The following is a 19,625-nucleotide window of genomic DNA, read 5'->3' as shown; positions in this document are numbered from 1 at the left end:
AGATTTCCCAATTCGTAAGACCCCTGGTAGACGACCAGGTTGATAGGTTCGAGGTGGAAGCATCGCAAGATGTGCAGCTGACGAATACTAATCGGTCGAGGGCTTATCCTATAATGATTTATCCAACAACAGCTAAAGAATATACTTGTCCATTTCCTATCCAGTTTTCAGGGTGTAATGCTTATACAGAGTTAACTGAACTCACTATTGTGGGTTTTTTTGTTTTCATTGATAACAAATACAAAGACACCTCGGATGAATGAGTTTCATCCGAGGTGGGAATCTTGGTGTCTTAATAGATGGCGGAAAATGGTTTCGTTGTTGCAGCATCATCACCTCTTGGTGAAGGAGGTCTGGTGATATTCACGGACTTGGATATATAACCTGCTGTTAGGCTGTATAAACAAGGTTGGTTACCCGCCTTTTGGTCTTCGATTTCGTATAATCATTCCGACAACATTAAAACAGATGCCTACAATCATTAAAACTGCGCCTATTGATTTATAATCCTGAAGCATGAACAGGATTCCGGCGATAACAAACGCCATTGCAATCATTGGAAACATGAACTGTTTAATCATATGTATCTCCTCACTGCATGAATTAGGAATATTGTTTTAGAACAAAAAAGGGAGTCCGACAATAAGAAATACAATCAGAACGATAATGCTGCTGATTCTGCTCATTATTAGATAGGCATCGCTCGGCTCTGAATCACCCTTGACCATCCAGCCATATCTTAAATGCCAACCAAAGCTGGGATAAATAATATTCACGATGGCAACCGCAACAATGATAAACGCAAAAAAGATCATCGTATCAACCCCTGGTTCATATATACGCATGATTTCAATATATGTTTCATGGGAATAGCTCGGGGAACTGTGGAATGCGGCTTCAAAGTTTTTCTAACTTATTGATGCCGGGAAGATTGTCCATTTTATTTTTATATGTAGAAGGCGTATGATAGTGGAACAACACAACAACCTATGGTGGCAGATGGAGGGTAAGATGCAGCTCATTAATCAGATCAACGTCCAACAGAGGATAGATATTTTGAAGGATCAGGCGCTTTATGTTCATCTTGAAATGACATCGGGAGCGTATGCTGCTCATTTGGACAGCAACAAGCATCCGGCAGCCACCTTTATTTCGAACGCCAGCATTCAATATTCACAAGGCTCAATCGCCGGAGAAGGGCCCTATTACCGGGTTGGTTTGAAAACGGAGAACGGTTGGATCTATTCGGAAGGGCTCACGCATTGGGACGAGACAGATACAGAGAGGTTGATTCTTGCCGGGCATGATGGTCAAGGCAAGCTGATTGTGGCTCTGCAGCTCAGCAGAACGCCTTTCTAAGGAGAGAAAAGGAGGGGATTTAAATGGGACAGCATATTTTGATTATATTGCCGCATCCGGATGATGAGGCTTTCGGGGTTGCAGGAACCGCTGCCAAGTATTTGCAAGGCGGAGACAAGGTTACTTACGCTTGTCTGACCCTGGGAGAAATGGGCAGAAATATGGGGATACCGCCATTTGCTAACCGGGTGACACTGCCGGTTATCCGTAAGAAGGAGCTTGCGGCATCTTGTGCGGCAATCGGGATACAGGATCTGAGAATGCTGGGCTTTCACGATAAAATGATTGAGTTCGAGGATCAGGAGGAGCTGGACGGAAGTATCGGCAGTCTCCTGAAGGAGCTCCACCCCTCGCTGGTTATTACCTTTTATCCGGGCTACAGCGTTCATCCGGATCATGATGCATGCGGAGCGGCTGTGGTCCGTACGATTGCCAAGCTGCCCCCAAATGAGCGACCCGTTGTCCATGCCATGGCCTTTTCCAAAAATACCATAGAAGTACTGGGGCAGCCGGATGTTGTCCATAACGTTAAGCCGTTTTTGAAGCAAAAGATGGCATCCATTGAGGCTCATCGCTCACAGTTTCAAGCCGCGGAATTAGTGGGCAGCAAGAAACTGGGGGAAAAAGAAATAGAAGAGCGTTTTGGCATTGAACGCTTCTGGACCTATTCTTTTGAGTGATATTAATGCCTGTCCGCTTCAAAAGTGGACAGGCATTTGATGTGGATTAAATAAAAGGGTGCATTAGAAGGCTGCCGGGAAGTCGGGCAGCCTTTTTGAACCTAAAAGGATGTATAAGGTTCACTGCTAGAGTTCCGGGTAAAGAAACATGCTCCAGGCTGCAAAGGGTACCAATCCGAAGCTGCCCGCCAGTCAGTTTTATGCTTTCTGTATTTTAGCCGGATTGTTGATTTTATAGGGTACGGGGTGTTTTGTAAGCTTCTTCGCAACTATTTTTCCTTCAAAGGTGATTGTTTCTCCGACCTTCAAATCGTTTTTTTTCAACGTAGCGCTGTGGCTTGACCAAGCCATGCCGACTTCTTCCCCGGATTCTGCAAAGGATACAGCCTCATAGATGACAACCTCATCCTCGGTATCGGAGAAATGGTTCGGTACTGTAGTAAATTCCTGTACGGTCGCGACCATTTTGATCTTTTCTTCCGGGAGCTGAAGTTTAGGAGCTTTTTCTTTTTTGGTCTTCTCTTTAGGAGCTTTCTTGACCTCCGGCTCCGCCAGTATGTTTTCCACCGGCAGCGGGTCCGGAACAGGTCCAGCCTCATCCTGCGGGACTTCCAGCTCCGCAATCAAAGGATCCGGCGACTCCTCCACTGCGCCGGAAGGCTTCTGACCGTAGTTCGACGCCTGCATCTCCTTCAGGTACGCGGGATGGATGCAATGCTGCTGATCATTCTCGAATGCTATAACCGCGGTCATTTTATCGACATAGCCGATAATGCTGCAGGCCAGATTCATGCCATTGCTTTTATAGAAAAACACTTTTGATTTGGTGGCTTTCTCGGATAACAAGCCCCATTCTTTACACTTCTCAATTTGCTCGGCCTCGTCTTCGAAGGCGTTATACATATCGGGCCTGATGGTGAATGCATGTACCATTTGTTCTCCGCCTTTCTTTTCATTCATAAACATTTTAGCATTTTTTGCGCGTTTGATGAAATTCAAACTTTTTGAATTCTTGAATGAAGGTTAGATTCCGTCAAAATTCACTTTTTTTTGCAACAGAGAGCTGAATCTGCCTTGCCGCACAAATAGAAGACGTCAGCCGCTTTGATTCCAAGGGCCCGTAAAGTCCATAGATCTGCTCCTTAATATGGATAAAAATAGCCATACTGCATCTGGGCAATTCTGATATAGTTACAAGTAACAGGGTCTCTTGGGAGGTGTGCAGCTCATCCGGAACAGCATGACAAATCCGCTCACGAAAATAAGTGTCAAACAGCAGCTGCTCCTGTTATTGCTGGTTATGGTCAGTCCCATCCTGCTGCTGCACTGGTACGGGAATGTGCGGGCGGAGCAAATTTTGAAGCGTCACGTTACAAACGCTTACACTGAACTGAATAAGCAAAATTTTGCCCTCATTAACCGGGACATCGACTCGGTGAAAAATACGACCTATTCGATCATTCAAAACTCCATTACCCAAAAGTTTGCGCAAAAGCAGAACGAGTCCAGTTATGACCGGCTCAATAAATATACCGAAATGGAAAAGCTGCTCGCCGGCTATTCAACGGGTGTGAACGGCGGGGAAGCGATCTATTACAACTTTTATGTGTATGACCCCAATAATGATTTCTCTTTCGCAGCGCAGCTGCCTCTGGCGCAAAGCGGTGTGTATTTCCTGTCCGCATCAAACAAGCCCAACTGGTATGAAGAGGCCGTGCTGAACAAAGGAAGCGGCTCCCTGCAGGTCATCGACGCCTATGTGGGAATCAACAAGCAGAAGACGCTGGCTTATGTGAGGGCGGTCAACAGTATTTATCAGAGAAATGATCTGCTCGGCGTATTGGTGGTAACCAAGATGGATAAGAAGATCGGCGAATCGCTGAACTCGGTATCCCTGCCGGACGGGAAGATTTATTTTACCGATGACCATAATCAGGTGCTGACCTCAACGGAAAAAGGCCAGATCAACGAGGAAATCCTGCTGCCCCCCGAATATGCGAAATTAACGGATACGAGCGGAGTCACCAACTTCATCGATTCCGATCTGATCTATGTGGTCAATACGAATGAATCGCTTAAGCAGAAGCTGATTTATAAAATTCCGGTCCGCTCCCTGCTGCAGCAACAAAGCGAGCTCAAGCATGTCATCTTGTATATAACGGTTGTTTACACCGTTTTCGTATTGATGGGCATGGTTTATTTTTGGCGTTCCTTCATGACACCGCTTCAGAAACTCGCTACATTCGTCCGTTCCTACGAACCGGGGAAGCTGGTGCCGATGACACCTGGCAAGGGCAGAAACGATGAGGTGGGTGTGCTTATTTCCTCCATGTACGACATGGCGCGCCGCTTGAATACGTTCATCCATTACAAATACAAGATGGAGCTGAAGCAAAAGGAGACACAGCTGCAAATTCTCTATCAGCAGATCGATCCGCATCTGCTTTACAATACGCTGGAGAGCATTTACTGGAAGATATCGCTCGAGGGCAGCACCGAGTCGGCCGAGATGGTCAAGGAGCTCGCCAAGCTGATGAAAATCGGGCTCAGCCGCGGCAGGGAGCTTATCCGGCTGGAAGAGGAGCTGGAGCATGCGGCTGCCTATATTAAACTGCAGCAGCCGAGATATGAATATGAATTCCAGGTCATCTGGAACCTGGATGAGCGGATTCATGATGTACTCATTCCCAAGATTTCGCTTCAGCCTTTGATTGAGAACGCCATTATTCACGGCATCAAGAATATGGGAGAGGACGGGGAAATTATGATTTCAACATTCGACCGGGGAAACACAGTCATGATCCGGATTGAGGATAATGGCTACAAGGAAGTGAACTATGAGGCGATTGACCGGCTGCTCAATGAGGAAGAGGCACAGCCGTCCTTGGGATACGGCATACGTAATATTCACCAGCGCATTCAGCTTCATTTTGGGAGACCTTATGGACTGCACTATCAGCGAAGGGAGATTGAGGGAACAGCGGTGACCATCGTGTTTCCCAAAACTTACGAAGAAGGACAGCGGAACTAAGCGGCAGTGTAACCAATAAGGGGGCAAATGATGTACAACATATTAATCGTCGATGATGAACCATTGATCTGCAAGGGATTGACCAGCTTATTAGCCGCATCAGGCCTTAGCATCGACCACATCTATAATGCTTACAACGCATATGAAGCGCTTGACTATTTGCGGATGGAAGAAATTGATCTGCTGGTTACGGATATCCAGATGGGCGCGATGAACGGAATCGAGCTGATGCACGAGGCCAAGCTGATCAAGCCATGGGTGCAGACGATTATTGTATCCGCCCATGAAACGTTCCAATATGCCCAAAGGGCCATTAAGCTGGGGGCAAAGGACTATCTGATCAAGCCGCTGAACAGCGAGCAGTTTCTGGACTCCGTCCGCAATGTGCTGCTGAAGATGAACAAGCCCGCTGCAGCCTCGGAAGCCGTCATGTCCGAGCTTCGCGAGCAGTTCCGCATGGAGGAGCCGGCACCGGAGAAAGATGGACTGCTGGGGCAGCTGCTGGGGGGAGCCGGCGATCAGCAGGCGATCCTTGATGCGCTTGCGCAGCGTTACGGCATCTCCCTGTACGGGCCTCATTATTCAATCATTGTCGTTAACCTGAATCTGCCCTCCGGGATTAGAAAGCAGCAATTATTGCCTAAAGACAGCGAGCTGCTTCAGTATGCCGCGCTTAACATCATCTATGAGCTGATGGGAGAGGAATGGAATCATGTGATCTTCTCTTCGGACGATCAGGAAGTTACGGTGATGATTCAATGGGACGGGAAGAAAGCAGAAGAAATTAATGTCGATAAAATCAATCAGCTCGATATGATCGGACGAAGCCTGCATTTCAATCTTCACAAGTATTTGCGTCTTTCCTGTGTGGTCGGAATCAGTCAGATTCTCAAGGGAACGGAATTTTTGACTACGCTTAAGGAGCAGGCCCGCAGGGCGCTGCTGCGGCATGCGGATCATCCGGATCATTATGTGTTTTATTATGGGGATTTCGATTGGAGCCGGTATGCCGCGCAGGAACCGACAGCGGATGAGCTTAATGCCCAGAATAATGTCATCGTGGACCGGGCCAAGAGCTATATTGACCATAACTATGCACAGAAGGGGCTCACGCTGCATGAGGTGGCCCAGAGGAATCACGTCAGCCCCAATTATTTGAGCTATTTGTTCAAGAAGAAAACCGGATTCAATCTCTGGGAATATGTAATCAAGCTCCGGATGGAAGAAAGCCGCAGGCTGCTGACCACAACGGATTTGCGCCGCTATGAAATATCCGAGCAGGTGGGCTACGAATCGCCGGAGCATTTCAGCAAAATATTCAAGAAATATTTCGGCATGAGCCCAAGCGAGCTGAAGAAGTAAAATCGCCCATCATTCAGATAGAACTGCACATGTTCAGTCCTGCTCTCCTTCATTACAATTTAATTATCACGCATAGAGAAGGAATGAGGGAGACTAGGATGAGTCAAACAACGGTGCCCATACAGGCGGACGGCCCACAGGGTGTCCATAAATCCGGAATCTGCAAATTGCTGCGCAAAAATATGTGGGGCTACCTTTTTATTTTACCGGCGGCGCTTATATTCATCGCTTTTCTGTGGATGCCGATTATAAAAGGGTTCGTTTACAGCTTTCAGCATGTTGATTTTGTGAATGGCACGGAGTTTATCGGACTTGCAAACTATAAGACCGTCTTTCAAAATCCGGATGTAGGGAAGGCCGTCAAAAATACGCTTTACTATATGCTCCTGGGGCTTCTGATCGGCTACTGGATTCCGATCCTGTTTGCCATTGCGATATCGGAGCTGAAGAAGTTTCAGGGGTTTGCGCGCGTTGCGGCCTATCTGCCCAACGTTCTTCCTGTTGTCGTGCTCTATGGATTATGGCGCTGGTTCTATGATCCGGTTGGGCCGATCAATGCGACGCTTTCCCAGGCGGGGGCGGACCAGATCGCCTTCCTGACCGATACCAGATGGTCGATGATCTCTCTCGTTATTATGGAGTCGTGGCAGCAGTTCGGCTCAGCCATGCTGATTTATCTGGCGGCGGTGCTCAGCATTCCGCGCGACTGGTACGAAGCGGCTGAAATTGACGGCGCCGGGGTATGGAACCGGATTCGCTATATTACGCTGCCCTCCATCCGCAACCTGATCGTCCTGATGCTGATTCTGCAGCTGATCGCGACCTCGCAGGGGCTGCAATCCCAGCTTGCCATGCTGGACGGCGGACCTAACAACGCAACGCTCACCTATGCGCTGCTTATTGTAAAGTATGCCACAACCAGGCTGGATTACGGGGTGGCTGCCGCATTGGGCGTGCTCATGTTCCTTGCTCTTAGCAGCCTTGCGGTCGTTCAATACCGATTTCAGCGCAGGGAGGGCAACTAGCCATGAAGAGCTATGACCGCGGCATTCTATCCGTCTATGACTTGAAGAAAACATCGAACAAAATCTACTACGGTCTTATGATTCTCGTCATTCTCATAATGGTGTTCAGTATGCTGTACCCGATCGCCGTGACTTTCTTTAATGCGCTCAAGAGCAATGAAGAGGTCTATGCCTTTCCCCCGCATTTCCTGCCTGAGAAGTACAGCTGGGGCAATTTCCAGAAAGCCTGGGATTTTATCGATCTGCCGATATTCCTGCGGAATACAATGGCGATTTTCGCCGGAAATATGATTGTTACCGTGCTGGTTCTCGGCTTGGCGTCATTCAGCCTGTCGAGGCTGAACGTGCCCTATCAGCGCGGGATTACATTTTTCTTCCTGATTACCTTGTTCATTCCGCCGACGACTTATATCATCCCGAATTTTCTGAATCTGAAGGATTTGGGGCTGATTAATACCTTCTTCGCTTTCTGGCTGCCAGCGGGGGCCAATGCCTTCTATCTGCTGCTGCTCAAGAGCTTCTTCGACAGCATCTCGATGGAAATGTTCGAAGCGGCAAGGATAGACGGCGCATCGGAGGTCAAATGCTTCCTGCGGATCGCGCTGCCGCTGTCGGTTCCGATCTTCTCGACGCTGGCGATCTTCGTGTTCTCCAATGCCTGGAACGACTGGTTCTGGCCTTCGCTTGTCATGCACAGCGATCAGACGCGCCCGCTGGCGACGGCCATATACAAATATGTCATTAATGCGAAGAGACTGGATTTGAATATCAAATTCGCGATACTGGCGATGATTATGCTGCCGCCGATGGTTGTATTTCTTACTTTCCAGCGTTTTATAATGCGCGGCCTGCAGCTGGGCGGCATCAAGGGATAGGATGGCGAGAGCGTAAAGCTGCACACGATGAGAATAGGAATACACATCGTCAGTATGAAGCCGCCTCCATTAAGATTAAGAGGTAAGAAGAAACTAACTTCGCCGTTCTTTGGCGGCAAAGTTAGTTTCTTCCCTCAAGCCTTATAGGAAATTATAGGCGTGAAGCTTATAAATTCTATAAGGTCAAGGTGAAACGGCTGACGCCGTCCTTATGAAGGCGGGGCTCGTTTCATTCCGGTGAAATAGAAGCAGAGTATAGGCCACGGTATACTTTCTTCTATTTCAAATAAAATTTATGCGGAAGAAGGGGAGCTTCAATGCGCAAGTTAAGTCTTATCCTTGTATGTATGATGGTTTTCAGTGCGCTGCTGGCTGCCTGCGGCGGCACGGACAACAGCAAGAACAACGACACGGCCGCCAATGCGCCGGCTAACACACCGGCTGAGGACCCGCCGGCAGCTGCCAATGACAACGGCGCAGCAGCCAATAATACGCCGCCGGCGGAAGAGGACATCTCGACGAAGAAAATCACGATCAGCGTCTACTACCCGCTGCCTGACCAGGTGGAGAACCGGAAGCTTGAAGACGACAAGATCAAGCGTTTCACCGAGAAATATCCGAATGTAACCGTTGAGAAAAGCGACTGGCATTACAGCACCGATGAGATCGGCATCAAAATGGCGGCCAACGAAGCGCCTACCTTCTTCAATACCTTCGCGACGGAAGCCAAATTCCTCGTCGAGCGCGGCTGGGCTGCTGATATTACGGAGCTGTGGAATAATTATGAATTCAAGGATCAAATCAATCCGATCCTGCAAAATCAATTCCTGATTGACGGCAAAGTGTACGGCGTTACTCAAAAAGGGTATGTGACCAGCACCGTTATTAACAAAAAGCTGCTGGATGACAAGGGCGTGGCCGTTCCTTCCTATGACTGGACATGGGACGATATGCTCAGCACGGCCAAGGCGGCATCCGATACGAAGAAAGGCATCTCCGGCATCGCGCCGATGGGCAAAGGCAATGAGGCCGGCTGGAACTGGACGAATTTCCTGTTCGAGGCGGGCGGCGAGATCCAAACGATTGCAGACGGCAAAGTAACAGCGGCGTTTAACTCCGAAGCGGGCTTAAAAGCGCTGGAGTTCTATAACAAGCTCCGCTGGGAAGCCAATGCCATTCCGCAGGACTGGGCACTGGGCTGGGGCGATGCTGTAGGGGCTTTTGCACAAGGGCGCACGGCAATGGTTATTGCAGGAGCAGAAGGACCGATTGAGCAGGCCTTGAATCAAGGGAACATGAAGCAGGAGGATGTGCTCACTTATCCGATGCCGGCAGCAGAAGCGGGCGGCAAGCATTACGGGATTCTGGGCGGTGACTATCTGGTCATCAACCCGAATGCGACCAAAGACGAGCAGGAGATGGCGTTCCGCTATATTACCTTTGATTATTTCTCCGATGATTGGCTCAAATCGGTTGAAACCGACATTCAAGCGCGTAAAACAGAAGGCAAGTTCTTCATACCGCCGCAAATGAACTATTTTGGCGCCGACTCGGACTATGGCAAGAAGGTGCAAGCAATTTTCGACAAACACGACAATGTGTACAAATATAATGAGGAGTCAAATAAATTGCTTGATGGTCTGCCGGAAGCGCAGTACAATACGCAGGAATATTACGGAACGATGACCAATGTCATTCAAGAGGTATTCTCCAAGAAGGGCACAGACTTGAAGGCGCAGCTCGATGCCGCCGCCAAGGATGCGCAGACCAAATATTTCTATAAAATCAAAGCGCAATAAACGCCATACACAGCCTCCAGATCCATTTCTCATGTGGGTTTGGAGGTTTTTAACTGGAACAGAGCTGGAAAAAGGACTCATGAACGGCAAACCGCCGACACAATTCTGAAGCTGCCGATTACGCAGGCTTGGCAGAGGCGGCAATGCTCATCATGAAGAAGCTGCCTGTCATGAAATAATTTTATTTAGTAGAAACGGAAAATCCCCTGCAGCCCCCTGAACGTAACGGTTCAGGGGTTTTTTGTCGTATGAAAGCCTGGATGAATCCATTGAATATTACCTGGAGACTCATTGACATACACAATATATTGATATATATTCAATCTTACCAACTATATATAGATGAAGTTGCTGAAAAGAAAAATTGGAAATTCCTCAGGTCAGGAGTTGGCGCATTTGTTGATTGCTTATGATTCACGCACGGGCAATGTCGGCAGATTCATAGACAAGTTAGCGATGAGGGCGGTACGAATCGAAGGAAGCTCAGCGATACGGGAGCCGTTCGTGCTCGTAACCTATACAACAGGATTTGGTCAGGTACCGGATAGGGTACTGGAATTTTTGAAAAATAATTACAGTTATCTGAAAGGTGTTTCTGCGAGCGGCAACCGGAATTGGGGAGAAGGATTCGCCAAAAGCGCAGACCGGATCGCCCAGTTATTCGCTGTCCCGGTCATCAGCAAATTTGAGCTGTCAGGTACGTCAACGGATGTTGAATATTTTCGGAGAGCGGTGAGCATGTTTGCGGTACATTGAACTGAATAATCAATTGATGCAAAGAAATGAAGACGGCTTTTTCAAGCTGGAGAAGGATCATGAGGCTGTTGCCGAGTTTATGGACGATGTTCACAGCAGGAGCGAGACGTTCTCCGGCACGAAGCAAAAAATCGATTATATGATCGCCAACGATTATTACGAGAATGTCTATGACCGCTACACCTTGGAAGAAATCGAATCTGTCTATGAGACAGCGCAGCAGTACGGCTTTGAATTTCAATCCTATATGGCGGCGTCCAAATTCTATACGGATTATGCGCTCAAGACCAATGATCAATCCAAATATCTGGAGCATTACCCGGACCGGGTCAGTATTACGGCGCTCCATCTTGCGCAGGGAAACGCGGAAGTCGCCAGAATGCTCACCCGCTCCATGATGGAGCAGCGCCTTCAACCGGCTACGCCAACTTTCCTTAATGCGGGCAAAAGCCGCCGGGGCGAGCTGGTGTCCTGCTTCCTAATGGAGGTTGACGATTCTCTTAATTCGATCAACTACGGCCTTGGAACCTGCATGCAGCTGTCCAAAATCGGCGGCGGCGTTGCGGTCAACTTGTCCAAGCTTCGGGGACGCGGGGAGTCAATCAAAGGGGTTGAAGGCGCCGCCAAAGGGATTATGCCGATTCTGAAGCTGATGGAGGATGCATTCTCCTATGCGGATCAGATGGGTCAGCGCAAGGGCTCGGGAGCGGCCTATTATAATATTTTCGGCTGGGATGTGCTGGAGTTTCTGGATTGCAAGAAAATCAACGCCGATGAGAAGAACCGGATCAAGACCCTTTCCATTGGGCTGATTGTACCGAACCGCTTCTACACGCTGGCTGAGCAGAACCAGCCTCTTCATGTGTTCGCGCCCCACACCGTCTATCAGGCCTATGGCCAGCATCTGGACGATATCGATCTGGATGAGATGTACGATCAGCTGCTTGCGGACGACCGTGTGAAGAAAAAAGTGGTCATGAGCGCGCGCGACATGCTTGTCAAAATTGCGACAATCCAGCTGGAATCCGGCTATCCGTATATAATGAACAAATCCAATGCCAACAAGAATCATGCGCTGAAGGATATCGGCACTGTGAAAATGTCCAACCTGTGCACGGAGATTTTTCAGCTCCAGGAGGTATCGGAGATCGGCGACTACGGCCAGCCGGATCTGATCCGCCGCGATATCTGCTGCAATCTGGCTTCCCTTAACATCGTCAATGTGATGGAGCAGAAGAAAATCAGGGAATCCGTGTATGAAGGCATGACCGCCCTGACAGCAGTCAGCGATATGTCGCGTGTACCCAATGCGCCCGGCGTTGCCAAAGCCAATAACGAGCTTCATGCCGTCGGGCTCGGAGCGATGAATCTTCACGGCTATCTGGCCAAGAACCGGATCGCATACGACAGCGGCGAGGCGAAGGATTTTGCCCGGACCTTCTTTATGATGCTGAACTATTATTCCATCGAGAAGAGCATGCAGATTGCGAGAGACACGGGGACGGTCTTCCAGGACTTTGAACGCTCGGAGTATGCCAAAGGCACTTATTTCGCCAAATATGAAGATACCGATTACAGTCCGGCGACGGAAAAGGTGAAAGGGCTGTTCGAGGGAGTGGCGATTCCAACGCCTGCAGATTGGAGCAGCCTCAGGCAGCTGGTGAAGCAGCACGGTTTATATCATGCCTACCGGCTGGCCATCGCGCCTACGCAGAGCATTTCCTACATCCAGAACGCCACTTCAAGCGTTATGCCGATCGTGGAGCAAATTGAAACGCGCACTTATGCGAACTCAACGACCTACTACCCGATGCCTTACATGGCGGCGGACAATTACTTTTACTATAAATCAGCCTATCAAATGGATCAGTTCAAGGTGATGGACCTTATTGCCGAAATCAGCGAGCATGTGGATCAAGGCATTTCAACCATTCTTCATGTCAACAGCGATGTGAGCACAAGAGAACTCGCCAGGTATTATTTGTACGCGGCCAAGAAGGGCTTGAAGTCGCTGTATTACACCCGGACGAACCATCTTTCCGTGGAGGAATGCATTAGCTGCGCGGTTTAAACGGGGAAATCAGGTTAAACAACTGCTTCCTCGACAAGTGACAAGCGGCAAACTCACTTGTAGCACCTACGAATATCAGAGGAGGCTTTCCTCATGCACGCCAGTTTTTTTGCCTCACTTCCGGTACCGCCTGAAATCATCATGGAAGGGAAATGAAGTTATGAATGTAAAATTAGCCGAGCAGCCGGTCAAGAAGCCGGCGGTAACCTTTAAGGCTGTGAACTGGAACCGGCCTGATGACGATTATACAAGCACGTTCTGGAACCAGAACATCATGCAGTTCTGGACGGATGAAGAGATTCCGCTTTCCGATGACAAAATGTCCTGGATGAGATTAAGCAGCCCGGAACGGGATTTATATATGAAGGTGCTTGGCGGTTTGACTTTGCTGGATACGATTCAGGGCGGAGTCGGCATGCCGAAGCTGCTGGAGCATATCGATGGCCTGCAGCGCAAGGCGGTGCTTGGCTTCATGGGGATGATGGAGCAGATTCACGCCAAATCGTACAGCAGTATTTTTACAACGCTGGCGACTACCGAGGAAATAGACAAGCTGTTCAAATGGGTAGAGCAAAATCCGCTGCTGCAGTCGAAAGCGGAATGGATCTCGGAATGCTACCAGAACATCGATTCGGCGAAAAGCTTGTATCTGGCGATGGCAGCCTCCGTGCTGCTGGAAAGTTATCTGTTCTACAGCGGCTTTTTCTACCCCTTATACCTTGCCGGACAAGGGAAAATGACCAGCAGCGGCGAGGTTATCGACCTCATTCTGCGCGATGAGAGCATTCACGGCCTCTATGTCGGGGTGCTGGCGCAGGAGGTGTTCCGCGAGCTGGATGCGGCTGAGCAGTCCGAAGTCACGGCAGAGCTCTATGATCTCTTAAACCGTCTGCACGCCAATGAGGAGGCTTATACCGACGAGCTGTACAGCGTGCTTGGCCTGCAGGAGGAAGTGAGGCGATTCGTGCGGTACAATGCGAATAAGGCGCTGATGAATTTGGCGCTGGAGCCGGTTTTTCCCGAAGAAGAGGTGAATCCGATCGTGTTCAATGGGATCAGCACCCGGACGAAGCAGCATGATTTCTTCTCGAAAAAAGGCAACGGCTATGTACGGACAGTCCATGTAGAGACATTAAAGGATGAGGATTTTCTGTTCGATTAACGGCCGCTATCCGTTTGTTCACAACAGAATGGCCATTGTTCTCATAAAAACCGCTGAACGTTTGGTAACCAAGCGTTCAGCGGTTTTTTTAAACCTTATAGAATTTATAAGTTTCACTCCTGTAAATTTCTACAAGGTCTAAGGGAAGAAACTTGCTGTGCCACCAAAAGGACGGCGACAGCCGTTTCTTCTTGATTCATGAGATTAAATGGTGAAGCGAGTGGGAAAAGTCTGGAGAAACGGCATCAGCGGCCAAAGAGACGTTTCTGCATGGCAGCCATGGCAGCCTAACTTATTTACCGGATTTCTAACTGATATCAGTAAGGTTCGGGCTCTGACTGCTGTCCTTTATTTTCTCCCTTCCGCAAGAATGGCCCGGTAGGCGCTGGGGCTTACGCCTTCCTTGTTCTTGAAGGCTCTGCTGAAGCCGTGAATACTCGGGTAGCCAAGCGAATCCGCAATCTGCTGCATCGTCATCCTGGTGTGGCGCAGCAGGTTTTTGGCCCGGTCCAGACGCATCTGCTGATGGTATTGCATCGGTGTGATCTGGAAAGCCTGCTTGAACAACCCGATCAAATAATGCTTGTTCATATGAAACTGCTCGGAGAGCTCCATCAGCGTCAGCTCACGGCCTGCGTGAAGGTTCAGGTAATGCTGGATCTCCAGCAGGAGTGGGAGATGGCCGGGCTCTCGCAGCTTCTCCTCGAGCTGCGTTTCGCGAAGCAGGCACGCGAGCAGCTCAAGCATAAGCCCCTTCAGGCGGAATTGGTGGAATGGCATCTTCATTTCAAACTCCCGGATGATCGCGAACAGCAGCTCCTCGAACTTCAGCAAATCCGGCATACGGATGCGGCTTGGCAGCTTCCAGTCCGGTCCGGAGAGCAGATCCGGACGGAACCAGCTATTCTCCGTGCGGCTCATATGCCGCAGTGGCTTGAAGGACACCCAAACATCGGGGCTGTCGGCGGTTTCGGTTAAATCAAAATGGACATGAGGCTGCCTCGCCGCCTGCCCGCCCATGACCCGAATGGAGTGGGGCTGCTTCGGCTTGAAGAGAAACACGTCTCCGGCTTCCCCGGCGTATACGGCACCGTCAACCGTTATCTCCAGGCGTCCTTCTTTGAGAAGCAGCAGCTCATAATCCCAGATCACCCGTTCCTCGATGAAAGCACCGGAATCTAACCAGGAATCCATAGCTACCCGTATGTAAGGCGATAATTGCTCCAGCACGGAAAACCCTCATTTTCATTAAAGTATGAATGTTCTGAATGATTGATAAAAAGAACTAACCAATTGCTAAATCCAGCTGCGTAATGCCCGGCTTATAATGTCCTTGAACGCCATTATTCAAACGCACAGGAGGCTTATATAATGACAGCAGCATTCAATGGAATCGGCATGGGGCTTGGCAATTTGTCACGTTTGTCAAACGCGGTTACCCGATCGGTCAGTCCGGAGAACTTTACCGGCGGGAAAGGCAAGGGAGCCATGGCCACGGAAGGCACCGGGGCGGCCTGCGCCCGCGATTTGGGACAAGGCTGGAAAATATCGCCCTCTGTCATGGTGCCGGCGAATTCCTCGTTCACCATGGCCGACATTCAGGGGCCGGGCGTGATTCAGAATTTCTGGCTCACCTGTCCGGTAGAATCATGGCGGCATTTGATCCTGAACATTTATTGGGATGACGAAACGGAGCCCTCGGTGCGCGTTCCGGTCGGCGATTTTTTCTGCAACGGCTGGTGCGAGCGCAGTCTTGTGAATTCGCTTCCAATTGCCGTTAACCCGGCAAACGGCTTCAACAGCTATTGGGAAATGCCGTTTCGGGGCAAAGCCCGGTTCGTTATGGAGAATCTGGAAGACAAGGACACGGTGCTGTATTACCAAATTAATTATACGCTAACCGACGTACCGGCCGATATGGCTTATTTTCATGCCCAGTGGCGCCGCAGCAATCCCCTTGCCTACAAGGATGTGCATACGATTGTCGATGGCATCAAGGGCAAAGGGCATTTTGTCGGAACCTATCTGGCGTGGCAGGTGAACAGCAACAACTGGTGGGGCGAAGGCGAAGTGAAATTTTACATGGACGGGGACCGCGAGTTCCCGACAATCTGCTCGACAGGGCTGGAGGATTATTTTGGCGGAGCCTGGAACTGGGATATGGAGGGCAAGTATGTACCTTACAGCACGCCTTATCTGGGCATGCACCAGGCGATCAAGCCGGACGGCCTGTACAAGGCCAACCAGCGCTTCGGAATGTACCGCTGGCATATCATGGATCCTATCCGCTTCGAGGACGATCTTCATGTGACGGTGCAGGCTCTGGGGTGGCGGTCGAAAGGCAGATACCTGCCCTTGCAGGACGATATCTCATCCGTTGCATTCTGGTATCAGACAGAGCCGCATGCGGCGCACCCGCAGCTGCCGGACAAGGATGGCCTGGAGGTCATTTAACCGAATTTCATATAAAAAGAAGCGCTCCCGTCATTCTTGGCGGGGGCGCTTCCGATAGTTAAGGCATTTTCTTGCCGCGCGTGCTTTCATAAAGCGTGTACCATTCCTCGCGGGTCAGGCGAAGTGTGGCGGCATCCTTGCAAGCCAGGATGCGCTTCGGATTCACGGTGCCGATTACAGGCTGAATGGCAGCGGGATGCGTCATCAGCCAAGCCAGAACAATCGCTTCCGGCGTCGTGTTCTTTTCTTCTGCCAGCCGGCTGACAAGCTTGGCGGTTTGAACCACTGTATCCGGCTTGCCGTCGAGCGATGCGCCGGAGTATAACCCCTGCGCCAGCGGACCCCAGGATTGCAGCTGGATATTCTCCATACGGCAAAATTCCATCGTTCCTTCCGGGAAAATGCTGTCCTTCGCCGCATCCTGGTTAATGTGGATGCCGGTTTCTACGAAGCCTGTCCGCAGAAGGCTCATCTCCAGCTGGTTGGCGACGAAAGGCTCATCGCAATACGCCTGGAGCATCTTGATTTGTCCCTGGCTCATGTTGGAAACGCCGAAATGGCGGACCTTGCCGGAGGCGGTGAGCTTGCGGAATGCGCTTGCCACCTCTTCCGGATCAATGAGCGGGTCCGGACGATGGAGCAGCAAGATATCGAGGTATTCGGTTCCAAGCCGTTCAAGAATCCCGTCTACGCTTTTGAGAATATGAGCCTCGGTGAAGTCAAAGCGCTGTGGACCAACCCCGTCAGGAAAGCGGATGCCGCATTTGGATTGGATAATAATTTCCTTGCGGAGGCCCGGCATTTCCTTCAATACATGGGCAAATACCCGCTCCGCCTTGCCGAAGGCATAGACATCGGCATGGTCAAACATGTTGATGCCGATTTCCAGCGCGGCATTGACAGCTTCCATGCCCTGATTGTAATGCTCGCTTGTGATCGGATTATCGTTCCAGCCGCCTCCAAGCCTCATACATCCGAGGACGAGCTGGCTTGCCTCTATTCCGCGCTGCTTTAAGGGAATGGGTTTCATTCATTTACCTCCATCATCATGATTGTCACACGGTACAATCCCTATTATATAGGTCAAGCTATCGATAAAGAAAGTAGTGAATTGTCCGTTATGTAATGCTAAACGGTATACCTAGTGATGCCAAGTATAGTGCCGCAAGCAGGAAGCTCCATGACGCATGGATGCCGGATTCATGGTTCGAGGCGCGGATAATCGGGGAAGCAGGAGGGGGAACGTCAAGATTTTGCCATAAACCAAAAAGATTATGATCGGAATTTATTAAACGGCGCCATTAACAGATGCGTTTCTTTTTTTTCCTGTTATAATGGTAGGTAAAGGTGTTCACGACGGATGGCAAAGGAGAATTGCGATGAATGAGTCTCAGCTGGTAATGGCTTCCAGACAGGGCGATCAGCTTGCCTTCAACAAGCTTGTGGAAATGTACACGGACAAGATTTACAACATGGCGCATCGGATCCTCCGCAGCAAGACAGAGTGCGAGGATGTGGTTCAGGAAACCTTTCTCAAGGTATACCTCAATTTGAACCGCTTTGATGAGAACAAACGATTTTCCACCTGGATCTTTCACATCGGCAAGAACATTTGCCTGGATTTGCTTCGTCGTCGCAAGGCACCGTCACTTCCTCTGGATCAACCGGTTATGGCCCATTCCGATCAGCCTCTCTCGCTTCATGATGTCATTGCAAATACAGAACCGACACCTGAAGGCGAGGTTATCGAGCGCGAGCTGTCCGACAAGATGGCGGAGCTCATCGACAAGCTTCCGGTCAAGTACAAAAGCGTCGTTTATCAGCGCTATGTATTGGAAATGTCGCTTGAGGCGATCAGTCAGGCCAATAATATACCGGTTAATACCGTGAAGTCACGGATTCACCGCGGCAAGGATTTTATGAAAAAAAGATGGGGCAAGGCGCTCTTGATATATTCTCTGCTCATGCTGATTTTAAGTCCTTAAGCTGTACGGACAACGGCATGAATCCTGCATCCACTCTCACTCCCATAAGCGGATATCGCTCAGGGGCGGGAGTGGTTTTTTTGTGATGGCGGCAGCAGAACTAATTTTGCAGCAAAGGTAAAGGACGATGCCGGCTCTTCCTTCATACAATATTAATGCCATCGTTTGAAAAAGCGGGCGCAGAGCTTTACAATGAACATAATCATGATCATAAAGGAGATTGACATGCTCACTATAAAAACAAAAGATCAAATTCATAAAATGAAGCAGGCCGGAGAGGTGCTGGCCGCCTGTCATAGAGAAATCAGAAAGCTGATCAGCCCCGGCATCACAACGATCGAAATTGACGGGTTTGCCGAGAAGTTTATGAGAGATCACGGGGCAACGCCGGAGCAAAAAGGGTATAAAGGTTATCCATTCGCCACCTGCGCTTCCGTCAATGACGTGATTTGCCATGGCTTCCCGGGCCAGTACCGTCTGAAGGACGGAGATATTGTGACCATCGATATGGTTGTCAATCTGGAGGGATGGCTTGCGGATTCGGCCTGGTCCTATGCGGTCGGCAGTATTTCGGAAGAAGCCGCCCGTCTGCTGGATATAACGGAACAATCGCTCTACAAGGGGATCGAAATGGCGGTTCCGGGCAATCGGATCGGCGATGTGTCCCATGCGATCCAGGTATTCGCGGAAGCGCAAAATTTCTCGGTCGTGCGGCAGTTTATCGGCCACGGAATCGGGCAAATTATGCATGAGGAGCCTCAGGTTCCCCATTACGGGCCTGCAGGCCGCGGCACGCGCATCAAGGAAGGCATGGTATTCACCATTGAGCCGATGCTGAATGTGGGCGGGCCGAACTGCAAGATCGATGAAGACGGATGGACAGCAAGGACATTTGACGGCAGCCTGTCTGCCCAATACGAGCATACGATCGCGATAACAGAAGACGGACCGATTATTCTGACTCAGCAGTAAATGCTTGAACAAAGCAGTCCGGCACCTGCAAGCGAGGGGTTCGGGCTGTTTTGTTGAAACTACTTAAGAATGCGCTAATGATCACAGCTAAGGA

General features: G+C 49.8%; 17 protein-coding genes and 1 rRNA gene. 14 read left to right on the top strand and 4 right to left on the bottom strand.

Going from position 1 to position 19,625, the window contains the following annotated elements; genetic code table 11:
- Nucleotides 1-111, top strand: a 23S ribosomal RNA gene (locus tag AC0YOA_RS27655); the annotation flags it as partial.
- 506 nt (nucleotides 112-617) lie between these two features.
- On the opposite strand, the gene AC0YOA_RS27650 is transcribed toward AC0YOA_RS27655, so the two are convergent.
- Entirely contained in the window at nucleotides 618-815 is a 198-nt protein-coding gene (locus AC0YOA_RS27650; RefSeq protein WP_475789386.1) for a DUF6199 family natural product biosynthesis protein, read from the bottom strand.
- Between the two features lie 196 nt (nucleotides 816-1,011).
- Between AC0YOA_RS27650 and AC0YOA_RS27645 the strand changes: the two genes are divergently transcribed.
- The gene (locus tag AC0YOA_RS27645) at nucleotides 1,012-1,359 is read left to right on the top strand and encodes a YojF family protein (RefSeq protein WP_475771750.1); all 348 of its coding nucleotides are present in this window, start codon (nucleotides 1,012-1,014) and stop codon (nucleotides 1,357-1,359) included.
- Between the two features lie 23 nt (nucleotides 1,360-1,382).
- Nucleotides 1,383-2,039, top strand: a complete 657-nt coding sequence (gene bshB2 / locus AC0YOA_RS27640) for a bacillithiol biosynthesis deacetylase BshB2 (protein ID WP_475789385.1) — start codon at nucleotides 1,383-1,385, stop codon at nucleotides 2,037-2,039.
- A 198-nt stretch (nucleotides 2,040-2,237) separates the two neighbouring features.
- Here the strand turns inward: bshB2 and AC0YOA_RS27635 are convergent, their stop codons facing one another.
- On the bottom strand, nucleotides 2,238-2,972 hold the full coding sequence (locus tag AC0YOA_RS27635) for a hypothetical protein (protein WP_475789384.1): 735 nt from the start codon (nucleotides 2,970-2,972) through the stop codon (nucleotides 2,238-2,240).
- 286 nt (nucleotides 2,973-3,258) lie between these two features.
- On the opposite strand from AC0YOA_RS27635, the gene AC0YOA_RS27630 reads away from it, so the two are divergent.
- From AC0YOA_RS27630 to nrdF, 8 genes are all read left to right on the top strand, one after another.
- The gene (locus tag AC0YOA_RS27630) at nucleotides 3,259-5,070 is read left to right on the top strand and encodes a sensor histidine kinase (RefSeq protein WP_475789383.1); all 1,812 of its coding nucleotides are present in this window, start codon (nucleotides 3,259-3,261) and stop codon (nucleotides 5,068-5,070) included.
- 30 nt (nucleotides 5,071-5,100) lie between these two features.
- Complete coding sequence (locus AC0YOA_RS27625) at nucleotides 5,101-6,432, top strand: response regulator transcription factor (protein ID WP_475789392.1); 1,332 nt, start codon at nucleotides 5,101-5,103, stop codon at nucleotides 6,430-6,432.
- Nucleotides 6,433-6,530: 98 nt separating this feature from the next.
- Complete coding sequence (locus AC0YOA_RS27620) at nucleotides 6,531-7,457, top strand: carbohydrate ABC transporter permease (RefSeq protein ID WP_475789382.1); 927 nt, start codon at nucleotides 6,531-6,533, stop codon at nucleotides 7,455-7,457.
- Nucleotides 7,458-7,459: 2 nt separating this feature from the next.
- The gene (locus AC0YOA_RS27615; RefSeq protein ID WP_475789381.1) at nucleotides 7,460-8,332 is read left to right on the top strand and encodes a carbohydrate ABC transporter permease; all 873 of its coding nucleotides are present in this window, start codon (nucleotides 7,460-7,462) and stop codon (nucleotides 8,330-8,332) included.
- A 317-nt stretch (nucleotides 8,333-8,649) separates the two neighbouring features.
- Nucleotides 8,650-10,131, top strand: a complete 1,482-nt coding sequence (locus AC0YOA_RS27610) for an ABC transporter substrate-binding protein (RefSeq protein WP_475789380.1) — start codon at nucleotides 8,650-8,652, stop codon at nucleotides 10,129-10,131.
- A 396-nt stretch (nucleotides 10,132-10,527) separates the two neighbouring features.
- A complete protein-coding gene (gene nrdI / locus AC0YOA_RS27605; RefSeq protein WP_475789379.1) occupies nucleotides 10,528-10,887 on the top strand; it encodes a class Ib ribonucleoside-diphosphate reductase assembly flavoprotein NrdI in 360 nt (119 codons plus the stop codon).
- On the top strand, nucleotides 10,874-12,958 hold the full coding sequence (gene nrdE / locus AC0YOA_RS27600; RefSeq protein ID WP_475789378.1) for a class 1b ribonucleoside-diphosphate reductase subunit alpha: 2,085 nt from the start codon (nucleotides 10,874-10,876) through the stop codon (nucleotides 12,956-12,958). Before nrdI ends, nrdE begins: the two co-directional genes overlap by 14 nt.
- Nucleotides 12,959-13,118: 160 nt before the next feature.
- Nucleotides 13,119-14,120, top strand: a complete 1,002-nt coding sequence (gene nrdF, locus AC0YOA_RS27595) for a class 1b ribonucleoside-diphosphate reductase subunit beta (RefSeq protein ID WP_475771758.1) — start codon at nucleotides 13,119-13,121, stop codon at nucleotides 14,118-14,120.
- 348 nt (nucleotides 14,121-14,468) lie between these two features.
- On the opposite strand, the gene AC0YOA_RS27590 is transcribed toward nrdF, so the two are convergent.
- The gene (locus AC0YOA_RS27590) at nucleotides 14,469-15,350 is read right to left on the bottom strand and encodes a helix-turn-helix domain-containing protein (RefSeq protein ID WP_475789377.1); all 882 of its coding nucleotides are present in this window, start codon (nucleotides 15,348-15,350) and stop codon (nucleotides 14,469-14,471) included.
- 141 nt (nucleotides 15,351-15,491) lie between these two features.
- Between AC0YOA_RS27590 and AC0YOA_RS27585 the strand changes: the two genes are divergently transcribed.
- Nucleotides 15,492-16,574, top strand: a complete 1,083-nt coding sequence (locus AC0YOA_RS27585) for a glycoside hydrolase family 172 protein (protein WP_475789376.1) — start codon at nucleotides 15,492-15,494, stop codon at nucleotides 16,572-16,574.
- A gap of 58 nt (nucleotides 16,575-16,632) precedes the next feature.
- On the opposite strand, the gene AC0YOA_RS27580 is transcribed toward AC0YOA_RS27585, so the two are convergent.
- Nucleotides 16,633-17,604 carry an aldo/keto reductase gene (locus AC0YOA_RS27580; protein WP_475789375.1) on the bottom strand — a complete coding sequence of 324 codons (972 nt, stop codon included), beginning with the start codon at nucleotides 17,602-17,604 and terminating at the stop codon, nucleotides 16,633-16,635.
- Between the two features lie 349 nt (nucleotides 17,605-17,953).
- On the opposite strand from AC0YOA_RS27580, the gene AC0YOA_RS27575 reads away from it, so the two are divergent.
- Nucleotides 17,954-18,559: a sigma-70 family RNA polymerase sigma factor gene (locus AC0YOA_RS27575; RefSeq protein ID WP_475789374.1), complete on the top strand. Its 606-nt coding sequence runs from the start codon at nucleotides 17,954-17,956 to the stop codon at nucleotides 18,557-18,559.
- A 225-nt stretch (nucleotides 18,560-18,784) separates the two neighbouring features.
- Entirely contained in the window at nucleotides 18,785-19,531 is a 747-nt protein-coding gene (map, locus tag AC0YOA_RS27570) for a type I methionyl aminopeptidase (RefSeq protein ID WP_475789373.1), read from the top strand.
- Nucleotides 19,532-19,625: the final 94 nt, after the last annotated feature.

The organism is Paenibacillus sp. JT22N12, from assembly GCF_056269365.1.
This window is presented reverse-complemented; position numbering and strand designations above follow the sequence as displayed.

Coding starts and splice junctions, on each gene's coding strand:
- AC0YOA_RS27650 (WP_475789386.1), bottom strand. CDS start 815: ATGATCTTTTTTGCGTTTATCATTGTTGCGGTTGCCATCGTGAATATT.
- AC0YOA_RS27645 (WP_475771750.1), top strand. CDS start 1,012: ATGCAGCTCATTAATCAGATCAACGTCCAACAGAGGATAGATATTTTG.
- bshB2 (WP_475789385.1), top strand. CDS start 1,383: ATGGGACAGCATATTTTGATTATATTGCCGCATCCGGATGATGAGGCT.
- AC0YOA_RS27635 (WP_475789384.1), bottom strand. CDS start 2,972: ATGGTACATGCATTCACCATCAGGCCCGATATGTATAACGCCTTCGAA.
- AC0YOA_RS27625 (WP_475789392.1), top strand. CDS start 5,101: ATGTACAACATATTAATCGTCGATGATGAACCATTGATCTGCAAGGGA.
- AC0YOA_RS27620 (WP_475789382.1), top strand. CDS start 6,531: ATGAGTCAAACAACGGTGCCCATACAGGCGGACGGCCCACAGGGTGTC.
- AC0YOA_RS27615 (WP_475789381.1), top strand. CDS start 7,460: ATGAAGAGCTATGACCGCGGCATTCTATCCGTCTATGACTTGAAGAAA.
- AC0YOA_RS27610 (WP_475789380.1), top strand. CDS start 8,650: ATGCGCAAGTTAAGTCTTATCCTTGTATGTATGATGGTTTTCAGTGCG.
- nrdF (WP_475771758.1), top strand. CDS start 13,119: ATGAATGTAAAATTAGCCGAGCAGCCGGTCAAGAAGCCGGCGGTAACC.
- AC0YOA_RS27585 (WP_475789376.1), top strand. CDS start 15,492: ATGACAGCAGCATTCAATGGAATCGGCATGGGGCTTGGCAATTTGTCA.
- AC0YOA_RS27580 (WP_475789375.1), bottom strand. CDS start 17,604: ATGAAACCCATTCCCTTAAAGCAGCGCGGAATAGAGGCAAGCCAGCTC.
- AC0YOA_RS27575 (WP_475789374.1), top strand. CDS start 17,954: ATGAATGAGTCTCAGCTGGTAATGGCTTCCAGACAGGGCGATCAGCTT.
- map (WP_475789373.1), top strand. CDS start 18,785: ATGCTCACTATAAAAACAAAAGATCAAATTCATAAAATGAAGCAGGCC.